The 15,898-nt window shown below is 67.6% G+C and carries 7 protein-coding genes and 1 pseudogene; 2 read left to right on the forward strand and 6 right to left on the reverse strand.

Going from position 1 to position 15,898, the window contains the following annotated elements; genetic code table 11:
- Nucleotides 1–34: 34 nt before the first annotated feature.
- Nucleotides 35–1,399 carry an ABC transporter substrate-binding protein gene (locus IE118_RS05630; RefSeq protein ID WP_189556162.1) on the reverse strand — a complete coding sequence of 455 codons (1,365 nt, stop codon included), beginning with the start codon at nucleotides 1,397–1,399 and terminating at the stop codon, nucleotides 35–37.
- An 875-nt stretch (nucleotides 1,400–2,274) separates the two neighbouring features.
- Here IE118_RS05630 and IE118_RS05635 point away from each other — a divergent pair.
- Nucleotides 2,275–3,702, forward strand: a complete 1,428-nt coding sequence (locus IE118_RS05635) for an endo-1,4-beta-xylanase (RefSeq protein WP_189556163.1) — start codon at nucleotides 2,275–2,277, stop codon at nucleotides 3,700–3,702.
- A 448-nt stretch (nucleotides 3,703–4,150) separates the two neighbouring features.
- Entirely contained in the window at nucleotides 4,151–5,263 is a 1,113-nt protein-coding gene (locus tag IE118_RS05640; protein WP_189556935.1) for a tyrosine-type recombinase/integrase, read from the forward strand.
- Nucleotides 5,264–5,460: 197 nt separating this feature from the next.
- Here IE118_RS05640 and IE118_RS05645 read toward each other — a convergent pair.
- The 5 genes and pseudogenes from IE118_RS05645 to IE118_RS05665 form a co-directional block, all read right to left on the reverse strand.
- Nucleotides 5,461–6,691: pseudogene (locus IE118_RS05645) on the reverse strand (metallophosphoesterase).
- A 73-nt stretch (nucleotides 6,692–6,764) separates the two neighbouring features.
- On the reverse strand, nucleotides 6,765–8,702 hold the full coding sequence (locus IE118_RS05650; protein ID WP_189556164.1) for a DUF2357 domain-containing protein: 1,938 nt from the start codon (nucleotides 8,700–8,702) through the stop codon (nucleotides 6,765–6,767).
- On the reverse strand, nucleotides 8,699–10,951 hold the full coding sequence (locus IE118_RS05655) for a hypothetical protein (RefSeq protein WP_189556165.1): 2,253 nt from the start codon (nucleotides 10,949–10,951) through the stop codon (nucleotides 8,699–8,701). The genes IE118_RS05650 and IE118_RS05655 overlap by 4 nt, the downstream gene beginning before the upstream one ends.
- A gap of 115 nt (nucleotides 10,952–11,066) precedes the next feature.
- Nucleotides 11,067–12,512, reverse strand: a complete 1,446-nt coding sequence (locus tag IE118_RS05660) for a hypothetical protein (protein ID WP_189556166.1) — start codon at nucleotides 12,510–12,512, stop codon at nucleotides 11,067–11,069.
- Complete coding sequence (locus IE118_RS05665) at nucleotides 12,496–15,882, reverse strand: DEAD/DEAH box helicase (RefSeq protein ID WP_189556167.1); 3,387 nt, start codon at nucleotides 15,880–15,882, stop codon at nucleotides 12,496–12,498. Before IE118_RS05665 ends, IE118_RS05660 begins: the two co-directional genes overlap by 17 nt.
- Nucleotides 15,883–15,898 lie beyond the last annotated feature (16 nt).

A 15,898-nucleotide genomic window follows, 5' to 3' on the forward strand; every position in this document is an offset into this window, starting at 1 on the left:
GCGGGCGTGACGACGCGCCGCCGGTCCCCGTCGGTTACTTGGCGACCTCGAGGGACTGCTTCTCCAGGGAGTCCACCGTCTTGGTGTCCGTCTGCGCGAGCGCGTCCTTCAGTGTTCCCTTGCCGCCCAGGGCTCCCGCGATGCCGTCGCCCATGAAGCGGTAGGTGTCCGTCATGGTCGGGCCGAAGGTCCAGTCCGTGGTGACGTTCTTGGAGGCGTCCGCGAAGACGTCGAAGATCTTCTGGCCGCCGTAGAAGTCCACCGGCTGCTGCAGCGCCGGCAGGTCGAGCCCCTTGACGGCCGCCGGGTAGAGGCCGCCCTCACGGTTGAGGATCTCCAGTGCCTTCGGGTCGGTGTTCAGCCACAGGGCGAACTTCGCTGCCTCGTGGGGGTGCTCGCTCTTGCCGAGGACCGCCGTCGTCGAACCGCCCCAGTTGCCGGCCTTGTCGTCGCCCGCGGACCACTGCGGCATGGGCGCGACACCCCACTTGCCGGAGGTCGCCTTCGCGTTGTCCCGGATGGTGCTGTAACCCCAGGCGGCGCTGACCCAGGTCGCCACCTCACCGTCGTTCCACGCCTTGTAGAGCGCCGGGGAGAAGCCCTGCAGGTCGGTCGCGACCAGCTTCTCGTCGATCATCTTCTGCCAGTAGTCCGCCACCTCGCCGGCGGCCGGGCTGTCGACGTCGACCTTCCACGCGTCGCCCTCCTGGCCGAACATGTTCGCGCCCTTCTGCCAGAGCAGGCCGCTGAACCAGTTCGGGTCGGTCTGCGAGAAGTGCGTCATGTACGCCTTGGGGTCGGCCTCCTTCAGCTTCTTGGCCGCCTGGTAGTACTCCTCCCAGGTCGTCGGGACGGATATGCCGTGCTTCTCGAAGAGGTCCTTGCGGTAGAAGAGGGCCATCGGTCCCGTGTCCTGGGGCACCGCCCAGACGCCGTCCTCGCCGCCGGAGCCGAAGGTCACCTGGGACCAGGTCCACTTGACGAAGTCGCCCTCGGCCTCCTTGACGCCCGCGCAGGCGGCGATGTCGGTGAGGCCCTCCTGGAGGCGGAAGCTCGCCAGCGAGTCGTACTCGATCTGGCCGAGGTCGGGGGCGTTGCCCGCCTTCAGGGCGTTCGACATGTTCTGGTAGGTGCCGGCGTTACCGTTCGGGGTCGACTTGACGGACACCTGGATGTCCGGGTTCTGGCGGTTCCACTCGGCGACCGCCTTCTCGACGCCGGGGATCCAGGACCAGTACGTGAGCTCGACCTTGCCCTCGCTCTTCTCGCACGATCCCTGACCGCCCGAGGCGCTGTCCCCTGAGTCGGAGCCGCCGCAGGCCGCCGTGGCGAGCAGGGGGAGGGCGGCAAGGGCCACCAGGGCCCGGCGGAACACGGGGCGTTGAGTCCGCAGTGACATGGCGTCTCCTCAGGTGCGTGCCGCTCTGTTACGTGTCTCGGAGCGGTCGGGTGCGCACACATTGACTGTTAACGACTCGTAAAGTCAACACAGTCCATCGGGAGATCACGGAACCAAACATAAAACGTTATCGACGCGACAGGGGGTGGAGGGCAGTGGTCTCTACCAGCGAGGATTGGCTTTGCCGATCACCGGACGGGATTGTCGAACGTTGTCAGAGAACGTTTCAGTGAATGTGCAGGCGTGAATCGGTCCGGTCAACAAGTCTCCGGCCGGGCGGGCCGTCCGGGCGGCAAAGCGGTGTCCCCGACCTCCCGGGACGCGGCTCGGGCGCTGTCGCCCCGTGCCCGGTGCGGGCGATGCGCTCGCGCACAGCAGCGGCTTAGCCGCCCCGGCCGCGAGAGCAGGGGGCGGAGGGCCGGGAAGCTCGCCCGTCTTTAGGGGTGTCCCAACCGGGAACGGGCAGTGACGGCGAACGCGACCGCACGGAGCGACGGCGCGACGCAATGGACTCGAAAGTTTCGACCCGATCGCGGCGCAGAGGCGCCGTAACTTAGGAGGGCCGGGCCTGTCCGTCAAGGTCTGTCGCCGATCTGTCCGGAACGAGTTCCTCCTCCGGGGGTGACGGTTTCTCACACCGGTAGAAGCCTTGTGGGCGCCTCGGTCGGCGGCTCGTCGACCCGGCACGCCGCCCTCCTGGGAGGGCGTACGAAAGTTTCGGACTCGGATCGGAAACTTATCCTGCCGCAAGGGTTGACGAGTCACCGTCAACCTTCAATCATCCTGTCTGGCAACCCGACCGCCGGCCGAGATCTCGACCCACTGTCACGCGCGGTGTCCGGTGCTCCCGTCATCCCTACCTTGGAGGCACAGCCATGGGCCCCTACGCCCTTCCCCCACCTCTCGTCCGCCGGAAGGTCCGCGTCCTCTTACTGGCGCTGGTCGCCGGCGTCCTCGGTGTGGTCGCCGCACTTCTCACGCCGCCGCCCGCGCAGGCCGCCGAGAGCACACTCGGTGCCGCGGCGGCACAGAGCGGCCGCTACTTCGGCGTCGCCATCGCCGCGAACAGGCTCAGCGACTCCACCTACGCGACGATCGCGAACCGCGAGTTCAACTCGGTGACGGCCGAGAACGAGATGAAGATCGACGCCACCCAGCCGCAGCGGGGCCAGTTCAACTTCGCCGCCGCCGACCGCGTCTACAACTGGGCGGTGCAGAACGGCAAGGAGGTGCGCGGCCACACCCTCGCCTGGCACTCCCAGCAGCCCGGCTGGATGCAGAGCCTCAGCGGCAGTGCGCTGCGCCAAGCGATGATCGACCACATCAACGGCGTGATGGCCCACTACAAGGGCAAGATCGCGCAGTGGGACGTCGTGAACGAGGCGTTCGCCGACGGCAGTTCCGGAGCCCGGCGCGACTCCAACCTGCAGCGCACCGGCAACGACTGGATCGAGGTCGCCTTCCGCGCCGCACGCGCCGCCGACCCGTCCGCCAAGCTCTGCTACAACGACTACAACGTGGAGAACTGGACCTGGGCCAAGACCCAGGCCATGTACAACATGGTGCGGGACTTCAAGCAGCGCGGCGTGCCGATCGACTGCGTCGGCTTCCAGTCGCACTTCAACAGCGGCAGCCCCTACAACGCCAACTTCCGCACCACCCTGCAGAACTTCGCCGCCCTCGGCGTCGACGTGGCCGTCACCGAACTCGACATCCAGGGCGCCTCGTCCACGACCTACGCCAACGTCGTCAACGACTGCCTGGCCGTCTCCCGCTGCCTCGGCATCACCGTCTGGGGTGTCCGCGACAGCGACTCCTGGCGGGCGGGGGACACGCCGCTGCTGTTCAACAACGACGGCAGCAAGAAGCCCGCCTACACCGCCGTCCTCAACGCCCTCAACGGCGGCTCCACCACTCCGCCGCCCCCGGACGGTGCGACGATCAAGGGCGTCGCCTCAGGCCGCTGCCTGGACGTGCCGAGCAGCAGCACCACCGACGGCACCCAGCTCCAGCTCTGGGACTGCCACAACGGCACCAACCAGCAGTGGACGCACACCGACGCCGGTGAACTCCGGGTCTACGGCAACAAGTGCCTGGACGCCGCCGGCACCGGCAACGGCGCCACCGTGCAGATCTACAGCTGCTGGGGCGGCGACAACCAGAAGTGGCGCTTGAACTCCGACGGATCCATCGTCGGCGTCCAGTCCGGCCTCTGCCTCGACGCCGCCGGAAGCGGCAACGGCACCAGGATCCAGCTCTACTCCTGCTCGAACGGCACCAACCAGCGCTGGACCCGCGCCTGACCGGGCCCGCGGGAGGACGACGCCGATGACCGCGAGGGCCGCCGCCGCCAGGACGGCGGCGGCCCTCGCGACCGCCGCGACCCGGCGGTCCGTTCCCGTGGCGGCGCGGGCAGACGCCCCTCTCCCCGGAGCGCACGACGTTCCTCACAACCCCCGGATCCGACGCGCGCCGCGCGGTACAATGAGGACCGCCCTTGACCTGCACGAAGCAGGCAGGGAGCCGTCATCCGGGAGTCAGACATGCTGCGCACCATGTTCAAGTCCAAGATCTAGCGTTTGGGTGTTTCCGCAGGTCAGAGCCCTGATTGTCGCCTCCAGGTCAGCAAACGGTCAGCATCGGGCCGGACGGTTTCCGGCTTGCTGACCTGCACCGGCGGCAGGTATCGGCTGCCCCGCCCGACGCCCTGCTCGGGAGGCTTGATACGTGGTTCGACAGCTCGCTCGTGGGATGGGGTCGTTCTTCAAGGAGTGCGGTTGTTCCAGGCCGACCCGTTGCGCGCACCCGTACACGATTCGGTTCAGGGACGCTCTCGGCAGGCAGCGTGAAGAGGCCGGCTACGGCACGCAGGATGACGCGATCGATCGCCTTACGCAGATTTACGCGGAGAAAAAGAAGACGGCGCCGTCCGTTGCCGAGGCCCGCCGGGAACTCGGTCAGCAGACGGTCGCGGATTACGCGAAGCAGTGGCGGCCGCGGCAGCGGAGGATGACGGAGTACTCCACGGGCTGGCACGTGGACAGCTCCATCAACGTGCACATCGTCCCCCGTCTCGGATCAAGGAAGCTGAACTCCGTCACGCCGATCGTGGTCGAGCGATTCCTGGACGAGTTGGAGGCCGATGGGGTGGGCCGCGGAAACCAGGTGAACATCTTCCGCACTCTGAAGGCGATCTTGCGGGACGCCTATGGCAAGGGGGCCATGGCGGACGATCCTTTGAAGGGGGTCCAGGAGCCGGAGTACGTCCGCCAGAAGGTGGTCATCCCGCCCCTCGCCTACGTGAAGAAGGCGCTGACTGCCGCTGGCGAGTATCTCGCGCTTGAGATCGTCATGATGGTGGGCTGCGGCTTGCGAAACGGGGAAGCCCGGGCCGTGAACATCAACAACGTCGTGGCGGACGACATCTACCGAGTGCATGAGCAGATCCACTCCAACACGCACAAGCCGGCGAAGCTGAAGCACCGCAAGGCGGGGGAGTTCCGGGAGGTCCCCCTGCCGCGCTCGGTGCGGGAAGCGATGGAGCGGTTTGAGGAGAAGCACGGCACCACGCAGGATGGCTATCTCCTGCGCGGCCCAAGCGGCTACTACACGGAACCGATGGAACGCCGCCGTGTGCAGAAGCTCTTCAAGGAGCTCCCTGCAGCGGACGGCGTGGGGATGTACAGCTTCCGGCACTACTTCGCCTCTAACGCGCTCGGGAACGGAATACCGATCACCGACGTGGCCGAATGGATGGGGCACAAGTCCATTGAGGAAACGTATCGGACCTACCGGCACCTGATGCCTGGGAGCATCGCGAAGGCGGCTCGCATTTTGGATGCAGGCTTGTGGGAAGCGGCCTGATTCGACGCTGAAGTCAGCAGGTTCTTTGTCTGCCGGTGGTACAGGCGTCAAGCGTCGCTGACCTGTGTAAAACGTGGCCACGCGTGGCCATTTTGCAGCCGCTGGCCGGGAATGGTCCGCATCTTGTCCTCAGTGAGATGAGCCGGCACCCCGCAGCTTGAGGACACCTCCTGGCGGATGTGTTGGCCCGCCCGGTGCTACGGCGCGGTGGGCTGGTGCGGGGAGCGGACCACGAGCAGGGTGATCTCGCTGGGGGGCGAAGACGCGGAACGGCGGGCCCCAGAAACCGGTGCCGCGGCTGGTGTAGAGGAGGGTGCGCCTGCCGTGGCGGCTGAGGCCGGCGACGGCGGGCTGGTCGATGCGGACCAGGTGGTGGAAGGGCCAGATCTGACCGCCGTGGGTGTGACCGGAGAGTTGGAGGTCGACGCCGCCGGCTGCCGCCCGGTCGACGAACTTGGGCTGGTGGGCCAGGAGCAGGACGGGCAGGTCGGGGTCGGCGCCGTCCAGGGCTCCGGCGAGGTGGGCGCCGTGGCCAGCGAGGCCGGAGGACTCGGCGGTGACGTCGTCCACGCCGGCGACCACGAGGGTGTCGCCTCCGCGTTCGAGCAGCAGATGGCGGTTGCGCAGCGGCTCCCAGCCCAGCTCGCCCATCAGGTCGACCCAGCCCTGGGCCTCGCTGTAGTACTCGTGGTTTCCGGTGACGTAGACCCGGGCCCGGGTGGCTCGCACGGTGCCGAGCGGAGCGGCCTGGGCGCGGCGGCGTTCGGCCGTGCCGTCCGCGATGTCGCCGGTGTGGCAGACCAGGTCGGCCTCCAGGGTGTTCACCGTCTCGCACACCCGCGCCGACCAGCGCGTGCGGTCGAGCGGGCCGTAGTGGGTGTCGGTGATGAGGACGACGCGGGTGCCGTCCAATCCGGCACCCAGCCGTGGGAGTTGTACGTCGAGGCGGCGCACGCGTGGCACGCGGCGGGCTTCGGCGTATCCCCAGGCGAGTAGTACGGCGGTTTTGCCGAGGACGGCCCAGGTGACGATGCGGGCCCGGTTCTGACTCTCGTCGACGTCGGCCACGGTCAGGGCGAGCCGCAATGGGACGCCGACCAGAACGGACCAGGTGAACAGGATGCAAGTGGTGCCGAGCAGGGTGTAGCCGATGATCGCGGCCCGGTCCTGCTGGGGCCGACCGTGGCCGCGCACCATCGCGAGCGGCATACGAGCGCGGGCCCCACTGAAGCCGGCCAAAGCACTCCTGCAACAGCGCGTTGACCTACCCGAGTGCCTTGCCGGCAACCGTCCCGAGGGCGCTTCTGCGCGGAACCGTGAGACGACGAAGTCCCACCGGAACGCTCCGGTGGGACTTCGTCGTCTCACGGCTGACCCAGTTTTGCCGAACTGACATGTCACCACATGCCCAGCGGACGCCGCGACGATCCTGTTCTGCCTGTGCTGCGCCGAGGCATCCCGGGCCACGGCCCGTTCGCGGGATAGACGCACCGTTCCCGGTTTAGAGCGGTGGCTGGGCCGAACAGCCGCGCGGGCAAGAAGCGACTCGTCCCGCCTCACCGCAGGTGCCGCAGGTGGGGCAGACGGACTGGCCGGTGCGGTCTGCGGCCCAGCACGGAACCGCCAGGAGAACGCCACCGACACGACGATCGAGGTCAGGTTCGGGAGCACCGGTAGCGGCAAGGCCGTCCGGATCGAGCAACGGGAAGGTGTCGCCACAGGCCAGGCAGCGACGGAGTTCCCACCGGGTACGGCACGAGGTGCAGGACGCTGCGAACAGGCCGTCCTCACGCGGCTCGAAGACCGTCTGGCGCTGAGGGCCGGCCTTGGCGCACACCGGACACACTTCGAGTAGTTCGGTCTTGGCGGCCGCGTCTTCCAACGCCGCACACAGGGTGCGCAATCGCCGGGTCTCGTGCTCGGTTGCCCGGCCACTGCCGTGCCGCCTGCGGGTCTGTTTCAGCAGTGCGGGGAGGCGCTCCAACTCGGCCGGGCTCGGGGCGCGCACGACCGCGACACCGTCAGGCCGGGGTTCGAGCCAGCCGCAGCCCGCCAGAGCGGAGCGATCGCCTGCGGGTACGGGCACGGTGTGGGGGTAGTCGCGCGCGTCAGCACCCAGTGTCGCCCATTGGACTGCCCGCAGCAGGCGGCTGACGCTGAAAATGTCCAGGGGGGACAAAGGAGCGACGTCGACCTGCGGCTCGGGCGCGTCGCTGTAGCGATAACCGATCCGATAGGCGGCCCGGACGACGTCAGGCTCCGCGTCCTGACGTGCTTGAAGCAGTCCTGGATAGACGATCAGGTCGTTGTCGCACACGGCACTCGGCCGGTCGCGGCGGGATTCTGTGATCGCCGCAGCGACCGAGGAGGCGTCGGGAGCCGTGCACAGGTCGGTCGTGATCGGTACGACGCGGAGCACCTGCCGCTTGCGCCAGTGAAGGACGAAGTCGCCCGTCCGGGACCAGGTGACCGTCAACGGCTCGCCTCGCATGTGGAAGCGGGTGGTGCAGCCGGGGGAAGGAACCGGCTGGCCGGCGTCCGGGACTGCCTTTAGCAGCTTGCAGGCGAGCAGCAGAAGGAGGCCGGTGAAACACTCGAAGGCGAGGAGGATCTCCTGTCGCTGACGGGCTGTTTCGGCTTCTCCGAGACGCGGGGTCTCGATCGCGGTACAGGCTTGCCAGAGCAGAGCCACCCTGCGGTAGTGCGGATCACTGCTCAGCAGGTTCGTCGGATGCAGTTCGCGCGGTGGTGCGGAGCGGTGGTCGACCGCGCGTGCCAGCGGCGAGCCCAGCATCACCTCCACTGCCGTGAGGGAGGATTCGAGTGCCCGCCGGCGCACCTCCGCGGCCGCCTGGTGCCGCCCGGATTCCTCGATGTTTCTGAGCAGTCCGGCCAGGTCTCGTCGGGCCCGCCAAGAGGTTTCCTGCGAGGGCATGAGCAGGCCATGTACATCGTCCACCATCCTGCTCAGGTCCCTGAGCTTGGCGATGCGCTGCTGCAGATGCGATCGCATCACGTTGAGGACGGCGACCGCTACCCGGTTCTCGTAGATGTCGGAGTTTTCCTCACTGCGCCGGGCGAGCAGACGGCTGGGCCGGACACCGGCGAGCGTATGCGAGGCCCAGTCCTCGGGGCGGGCGGCCAGACGTGCCGTCGCGCCGGCGGCGATGGAGCGCACCCGGGACGTCGGCAGGATTTCCTCCACCGTACGCAAGCGCGTGTACGGGCGGTGGCAAACCGTGCGCAGCGCCCCGGACTCCCGCTCGAAGGCGTCCTCCACCGGCAAGATTTCCGTCTCATCGGTGACGTCGAGGATGATCGGCGGCATGGCCAGCCAGTCGTCGAGCGTAGTGGCCTCCTCGGCGAGACGGGCCGACACCGCTAGGAGATGGCGGACGAGGAGAGAGCCGAGCTCCGGCTCGGCCGCCTCCCGGCTCATCGCCGACCACGCGAGCGGATCTCGTCGTCCAGCAGTCGTTGTGTCGCCGCCGGCTCGTGAGCGCTGTCGAACCGTGTCAGGCTTTCGACAAGGTCGGTGCGCAGTGTGTGGAGGGTGTCAGCATGGATGTCGTACCGCCCCCGGACGGAGCGCAGGATGCGTGTGGCCAGCAGGTGGTCCAGTGCCTCCCCCGGCCTGCCTCCAGCGGCGACCACGACGGGTGCGAACTCCTTGATCTGCAGCTCGAGTCGGTTGCCCCAGCCGATGCGCAGCTCCTCCGCGAAGCGACTGCGCCAGTGGGTGTCGAGAAACTCGATGATGCCGTCGGCCTGCGTGCCGTAGGTGGCCTGCGCCTCGCTGAAGGCATGGCCGATACGTCGAAGCCCGAGCGGTTCCGGCGGTACGGTCGCCGTCACAGGCAGGTCCGGGTGCTGCCAAGGCAATTCCAGAACGAAGGCTCGGTCATAGGTCTTGTCGGCAAACCCCACGGTCGTCTCGTCATGGTTGGCCGTCCCGATGAACCAGACGTTCTCCGGAATGGCGATGTGCGTTCCGTCGATGATCAGGTCGGCAGGGTTTCTGACCGGTGCCGTGGTCAGCGCCAGCTTGGGTCGGTCTTTGATGGCGAGGGCAGACAGCACTCCGCTGAAGTACTGTTCGGGATGGGAGAGGTTCATCTCGTCGAGGATGATGAAGAACGGCTGGTCCTTGAAGGCGGGACACTGGGCGCGGTACAGGGCCTTGGTGAACTCGGATTCATAGAAGATCCGGTCGAAGCTGTTGTAGTAACCCATGAGGTCCTGCGGGTCGCGCCAGCCAGCCTGGACGGGAACCACGGCGACACTGGTGTCACTGCCGAAGGCGGTGGCGAGCGCGCGGGCCAAGCCGGTCTTGCCGATGCCGCTGATGCCCTGGAAGAGATGGAGACGGCTCATCGCCATGCCCGCCAGGACCAGGCGCAGGTCCGACAGACGATAAGAAAGGCCAGCGTTCTGTCGGATGACGGCCTGCATCTGGCGCACCAGATCGGGCATGTCCGGCATGGGCGCGTCGGAAGGCCGAGGAGCGTTGAACTCCTGGTCCATGCGTGAGCAGGCCGGGAACACGTGGCCTTCCTTGCCGGCCTGGGCCGTGGCGTTGAGTTTGGCTGCTTCCTCGTTGAGGAGCTGCTGCAGTTGGCCGTTGGCGGCGCGCAACCAGTTGTTGGCTTCCAGATAGTTCTGGCGCTCGTTGACCGCGATGCGGTCGCGTTGCAGCGCGGACTCCAGTTCTCCGCGCTCCCGAACCAGTTCCTCATTGTCGGCGGCGAGTTGCGCGACTTGCTGCTGTAGTTGCTCGAGCATGCGCGCGTCCGCCCTTGGTGCCGTGGCGTTCTCCTCCAGCAGGCGGGCGTTCTCGGTGCGGAGTTCGGCTATGCGCTCGACGACCTGCTCCAAGGTCATGCCGCCCAGGGACGCCAGAGCGCTGTCGTACTCGTTGAGCCGAGCGCTCAGACGCCCGTTGCCCTCAGCGAGGGCAGCCGCCCTCTGCCGATACTCCTCCAGCTGCTGGAGCAGCTGGCCGGTGCGGCTCGTCAGCTCGCTCTCGAACCGTTCCGCACGGCTAGCCTGCTGCTCCTTGAGCGCGGCTTTGAGGTGGGCGATATCCTCGTGATCGTCCTCCAGCCGGAGCTGTGCGGATCGCAGGTCCCTCTCGCGCTGGGACAGTTCGCTCTCCCGCTGGTCCAGAGCCGTCTGGGCCTCAGCCAGGCGACGCTGCTCCTCGCTCCATCGGGCATGCCGGGCCTGGCGTTCGCTGTCGAGGGCGGCCACGGCCGTCCGCCGCTGCTCCGCCAGCCAGCTCTCCAGTTCACGGCCTGCAGCCAGACGGCGTTCGGCGAACTGTACTTCCGCCGAACGCTCACGATCGGACAGATCGCGCTCCTTGCGGTCGAGGAGCTTCGTGCGGGTGTCCAGCGCAGCGCGTTCCTCCTGCACGGAGGACGCGTCCTCCGCCTGGCGGGCGGCTGCGGCAGTGAGCTCCTCCCACTCGGTATGAAGCTGCTCCGCCTGTACCGTCAGTGCGTTCGCCGCCTCTTCCTGGCGCTTGGCGAGAGCGCGGTAGAGCTGCCACGCGTGTTCCAGGCCGGAGTTCGGGTCAACCGATTCGTCACCTGCCGCGAGGACCACCTGAGCCTCGCTCGCCACCTGCTGTATCTCCGTCAGCAGCGCGGCGTTGTCGTTGCTCCCTGAAGTGGTACTGGACGCCACAGCAGCCGACTGACGCGCACGAGTGGTCTCGGTACGCTGGGAAACAGCCGGCTGCCCCGGCCAGACCGCTCCCTTACCCTTCTGACGCGATCGCGTCTGCCTCTTCCCCATGGCGTCAGTTCACCTTCTTGCTGTTTGTGGAACCACCGCTCAGACCGAGCAAGTGGCGGGCTGCTTCGTAGGCGAGAGTCCGGATGTGCTCCAGCTCATCGGAGGCCGGGGAGCCGGTCGGTCCGTGCGTCGCGTTGTTGCGCAGGATCCGCGACCGGTCGAGATCGTCCAGGAGTGTCGGGCGCCGCCGGATGAACGTGACGAACGGATGCTGCGGATTCTCCCCGGCCGCCCAAACGGCCCTGATGATGTCTCCGGCCAGCCCGGTTTTCGGATTTCTGCAGTATTTGCGCATCTCTGGCGGCACGGAGGTGGCGCCCAGGCGCTGGGCGGTCAGTACGAACGCGCGCTCCCGAACCCCTGGCTCCCTGGATGGCGGCAGCCGGGCGGGGAAGCGTTCGTTGAGCCCGGGAAGTATGCACTCGAACACACGGATCGCAGTGCGTGCGGCGTTCTCGCGTTCTCGCGCAGTGTCTTTCAGGAGAGCCAACTCGATGTCCGCGAGGTGGGCCAGCACCTCCGGGTGATCCCGGATCTCCTCGCCGAGGATACGTATGACGTCGGTGCGGGCCTCCTCGGCGAGTTCTTGGTCGATCTTGCGCGCGGTCGCGGTCCGGTCGCGGCGGTTCCCGCCGAGCAAGTCATCGATCAGTCGGCCCAACGGCTCGTCGCTCTCGGCGCGGGCGGCCAGGAGGTCCGCTAAGAAGCGCCCGTCACCCACTGCGAACGGGTCCTCGACGGTCCACATGCGCCCGGACCCGTCGTTGTCCTCTACGACGTAACACACCACATAGGCGGGGTTCGCCGTGCCCTGGAAGCCGATCCGCCGAGCCGTTACCACGGTGTCGGACGGGCCGCGGGAAGCACCACGGAGCCCCCGAGCAGCCAGGTCGTGGCTCCTGCAGGCTTCCAGCACATCTCGTTCCGACGGACGCATCGAGGAACCGCCGGCCCGAAGCGTCAGCGCACTGACCTCTCGGGAGGCTCCGGCGGTGCCGAACTGGATGGTGACCCAACGGCCGCGATGCTCCCGCAGATCGGCACGTACCGGATCGGCGACCAGGATGCGAGGCAGGAGCCCCCCTGTGGCCGGGTCTTGGAATACCCGGACGAGCTGGAAATCCGTCTCCGCCACTTCACCCTCGGCCACGGTACGCCGCCCTGCCTCGGTCAGCTTCAGCCCGGGTTCCATCAGCCGTCCTTCTACAAGTCGGGCGATCGCCGTGCGGCACAGGGCGGTGTCCAGGCCGATCAGTCGGGACAGGTCACCGACGTCCCGCACTCCGGCGGCGCACAGACGCAGCACCACGGTTTGGAAGACGTCCAGTGTGCGGGAGTAGCCGGTCGGCGCCGTCACCTGGTGAACCCACACGGGCAGCAGAACGGGCCGGTACCGCTTCCGGGGCGGAAAGGCCAGCTGGAAGACGGGTGTCTCACGGTCGAACGACACGGCCGTCCGCCCCCTTCCGACACAGTTCCAGGAACGCGGCGAGGGGCCCGATCACCTTCGGACTGTCAGGCCCGAACATGTCGTCGTCACCCACGACGGCCAGCAGCCGCTGCTGGCGGCTCATCGCCACGCACAGTCGGTTGGCGACGGTCAGGTGTCCGTAAGCGCGCTTGACGTCGGTCCGCGCGGCCGGTGCGCAGCTGCGCACGGTGGACAGATAGGTGACGGAGAACTCCATGCCTTGAAAGGCATCGACGGTGCCGACTCGTAACCGGTCGAGCGGTGCGCCGTCCTCGTCACGGCACAGCCGGGGCACGGGGCGCCATCCACCTGCATCGGTGAACTCGGCGAGCCCGGCCTTCTTCAGTTCCTTCCACACCTCGGTGACCTGCGCGGCGTAGAACGAGATGACGCCGAAGGTCATACTCGGGTGCCGCTCGATCAGCGTGGCTATCTCCGCTGCGATGACAGTGGCTTCAGCGTGCCGGGTGCGGCTCGTCCCCCGTTGCGTTTCACCGCCTGCAGACAACGGCACGGGAAGCCACACCGCGGGGACCTCACCGTAGCGGTCGATTCCGTGAATGAAGTCGGCCGCTTCGCGGCCGTTGCGCAGTGTCCCCTGGTAGAAGTTGTCGCTGACGAAGCTCCCGAGCACCGGGTGCATGCGGAACTGGGTGTCAAGACGGACGAATCGGGTATGTCCATCGGACGAACCGTGCTCCCACTGCCGTGCCAGTCGCTGGAACAGGCTTTCCTGCAGCCGGTCGCGGATGTCGTCGCCGAGCGAGCTCAGCTCGCGCTCCACGTCGGGTTCCAGCATATGGGGGAGCTGGGCGTGATCGCCGACCAGCACAATCCGGCGGCGGGCCTGGGCGAGGGGGATGAGGAGATCCAGCGGGTTGGCTCGGGCCGCCTCGTCGACGACGACCGACTCGAAAGCTCCGTCCTGACGGCCGACGTCGACCATGGCTTTGGAAACGGCCTGTTGGCAGGTCGAGGCCAGCGAGACGGTGTAGGCGCGGAGGGTGTCGTCGACACCTTCCGGATCGCTGCGCAGATCGTCTCGGTAATCGAGCAGTGCCGCGGCTATGGCGTCGGGTGACCGGGTCACCGCTTCCGCAAGTTGTGCTGCGAACCGGTCGAGGAGGTCGGCGATCGTGGGATCGGCCACGGTTACCTCTGGCAGCCGAATGCGCGCGGTGAGACGGTCGAGCAGGGCGTCGCGCAGCGCGGCCAGTGAGTGGAGGAGTTCAGGCTGGGGTGAAGCGGTACTGGCCGCTGTACGCAGCGACTCCTGGTACGAGATGCCGTCGAAGAGCGAGGAGTCGGCGAGGTCGAGCCGTGTCAGCAATGCTCGAGCCGTGCGGGGCCCGTCGTCCTCGAAACCGGTCACCGTGCAGCGCAGCGACCGGATGTAGGGCAGGAGGTCCGCGCGCAGGTCGGGGTCGGTCATGGCGGAGGCCCGAATGCGATGCCTCTCAGCTCTGTCTCTGAGGCTGCGGAGTTCGCCGACCAGTGTGGGGTCGGATATGTCTCCGAGCTGGGCGAGTACTTGGTCGAGGAATTGGGGCAGGAACTCGGGCGGGACGGGTGCCGCCCGGTAAGTGGCGGCCAATTCGGCGGCGGCTCGCCTAGCAGCGAGATGCTGTCCCACCGGGCGTTCACGTAGCCGCAGGTCGGCGGCGCGGGCGGCGTCGATGCGCCAGGTGTCCAGCGCGACCTTGCTGCCCCGGCCGCGGGAGTCCACCTTGAGCGGCGGCAGCCCGAAGACCCAGCCGCGCGTGACCAGATGGTCCACCGCCGCGTGCTGGAAGCTCGTCAACAGGGTGCTGCCCGCTACCTCTCCGCCCTGAGCGAGATCACCCAGTTGATTGACCAGAGCAGCGATCACCTGCGTTTTGCCAGTGCCCGGCGGCCCCTGGATGATCGCGACATCGGGGGTGTTGAGCGCGGTGAGCACCGCCTCCCGCTGGGCGGGCGTCGGGCCGTGGGGAGCGAAGCAGTTGAGCGCGGAAGGAGAGAGTTTCGTGATCCGACGTGTTGTCGGCTGGGGCCAGGAACGCCCCTCTAGCAGAGTCGGTAGCGCGGGAATGTGTGTCCCGTCGGTGCGTAGCTTTTGCATGGCTTTCTCGCGCCGGTCGAGCCGGCGCTGATCTCCGCGGTGTGCCAGGTAGAGCCAGCCCTGGGGCGGTGGGTCCTTCTGGTCGTTGAGGGTTGCGGCGAGCCGCAGGGTCGCGGTGACGCTGTCGTACCCGAGCGGTTCACCAATCCAGGCCCGTACCTTCTGCGCACGGGAAGCGACCAGCCACTCCCGGTCGGTCATCGCGGTGTCTGTCACCGAGGCCGGAACCTCAGCTGCGGCCTCGATCTCGAGGCGTTCGGCCGCTGTTGTGTTCTCCAGGGCGGCTCGCGTGCGGGGCAGTGCCCGGTCGAGGTCCACCGTGAATACGCAGCGGCCATCGGACTCGACCTTGACCTTGGTGTAGCGGATTGTCCCGAAATTGCGAATCCGGCCCCTGATGTGGCGGGCCTCCAGTTCTTGGTATCTGTCCCACATGGCCAGGTAGCCGTTCTGGTTGGCCACCAGGTCGAGGCCCTGCTGTATTCTCTCCCGGTCTCGCTGTCTGGCGGTCATGTCGCGGAAGTCGATTGACCCGACGGCCAGTGCCTTGTGGCTGGCACCGCGCTGATCGTGGACCGAGCTGAGTAGCCGGACGATGCGGTAGCCGGTGCTGTTTTTCTCGACGTCGGCCATGAGCCCTGGTCCGTGCACCCGGAAGCCGACTGCAAAGCCACCGGCTGGTCCGGCCGAGACCACCATGCGCCTGGCATTAGCTTGAGCCCCGGGGCGGGGTTCCAGGAAGAACTCTCGCCTCATGAACTCCATGACGGAAGCGACGTTGACGGTGTCCGCGCGGTCCGCGTACTTGGTGGCGTCCTCCAGGACGGCGTCATCGACGTCGAGCAGCAGGCCGGTGCTGAGCGGCACAGCGAGTCCTACGGCGGGGGCATAGATGTGCACCCGCAAGGTGATGGGTTCGTCGGCCGGCGCCGCAGGCGGATGCGGATTACCGGTACGGCGCCGGGGCGGTGCAGCGGGCGTGGGCGGCGTCGGCCGGGCCGGATGCGCAGTGACCGTCACGCAGCTGGTTCCGGCTGCCTCGACTTCGTCGAGCCTCCGTTCGTCCTCGGGACTCGCCGGCTTGATCCCGAACGTGGCGGAGTCGGTGACCAGGTCGAGTTGGCCTGTGGGTCGACGGTAGAGGCGGACCTCGCTGCCATCGGGAATGATCTGGCCGACGAACCCCTGCGGCACTCGGTGCCAGAGGAAGGACACGAAGACCGGCTCTCCCGGCATACGGGCGGGCATGACTGGCCCCCTGGGG

The organism is Streptomyces pilosus (assembly GCF_014649835.1).
GTDB classification, from domain to species: Bacteria; Actinomycetota; Actinomycetes; order Streptomycetales; family Streptomycetaceae; genus Streptomyces; species Streptomyces pilosus.

Bases quoted from the DNA above. Each gene is read 5' to 3' on its own strand.
- IE118_RS05630 (WP_189556162.1), bottom strand. From the start codon at position 1,399: ATGTCACTGCGGACTCAACGCCCCGTGTTCCGCCGGGCCCTGGTGGCC.
- IE118_RS05650 (WP_189556164.1), bottom strand. From the start codon at position 8,702: ATGAGCCGGGAGGCGGCCGAGCCGGAGCTCGGCTCTCTCCTCGTCCGC.
- IE118_RS05640 (WP_189556935.1), top strand. From the start codon at position 4,151: ATGGGGTCGTTCTTCAAGGAGTGCGGTTGTTCCAGGCCGACCCGTTGC.
- IE118_RS05665 (WP_189556167.1), bottom strand. From the start codon at position 15,882: ATGCCCGCCCGTATGCCGGGAGAGCCGGTCTTCGTGTCCTTCCTCTGG.
- IE118_RS05635 (WP_189556163.1), top strand. From the start codon at position 2,275: ATGGGCCCCTACGCCCTTCCCCCACCTCTCGTCCGCCGGAAGGTCCGC.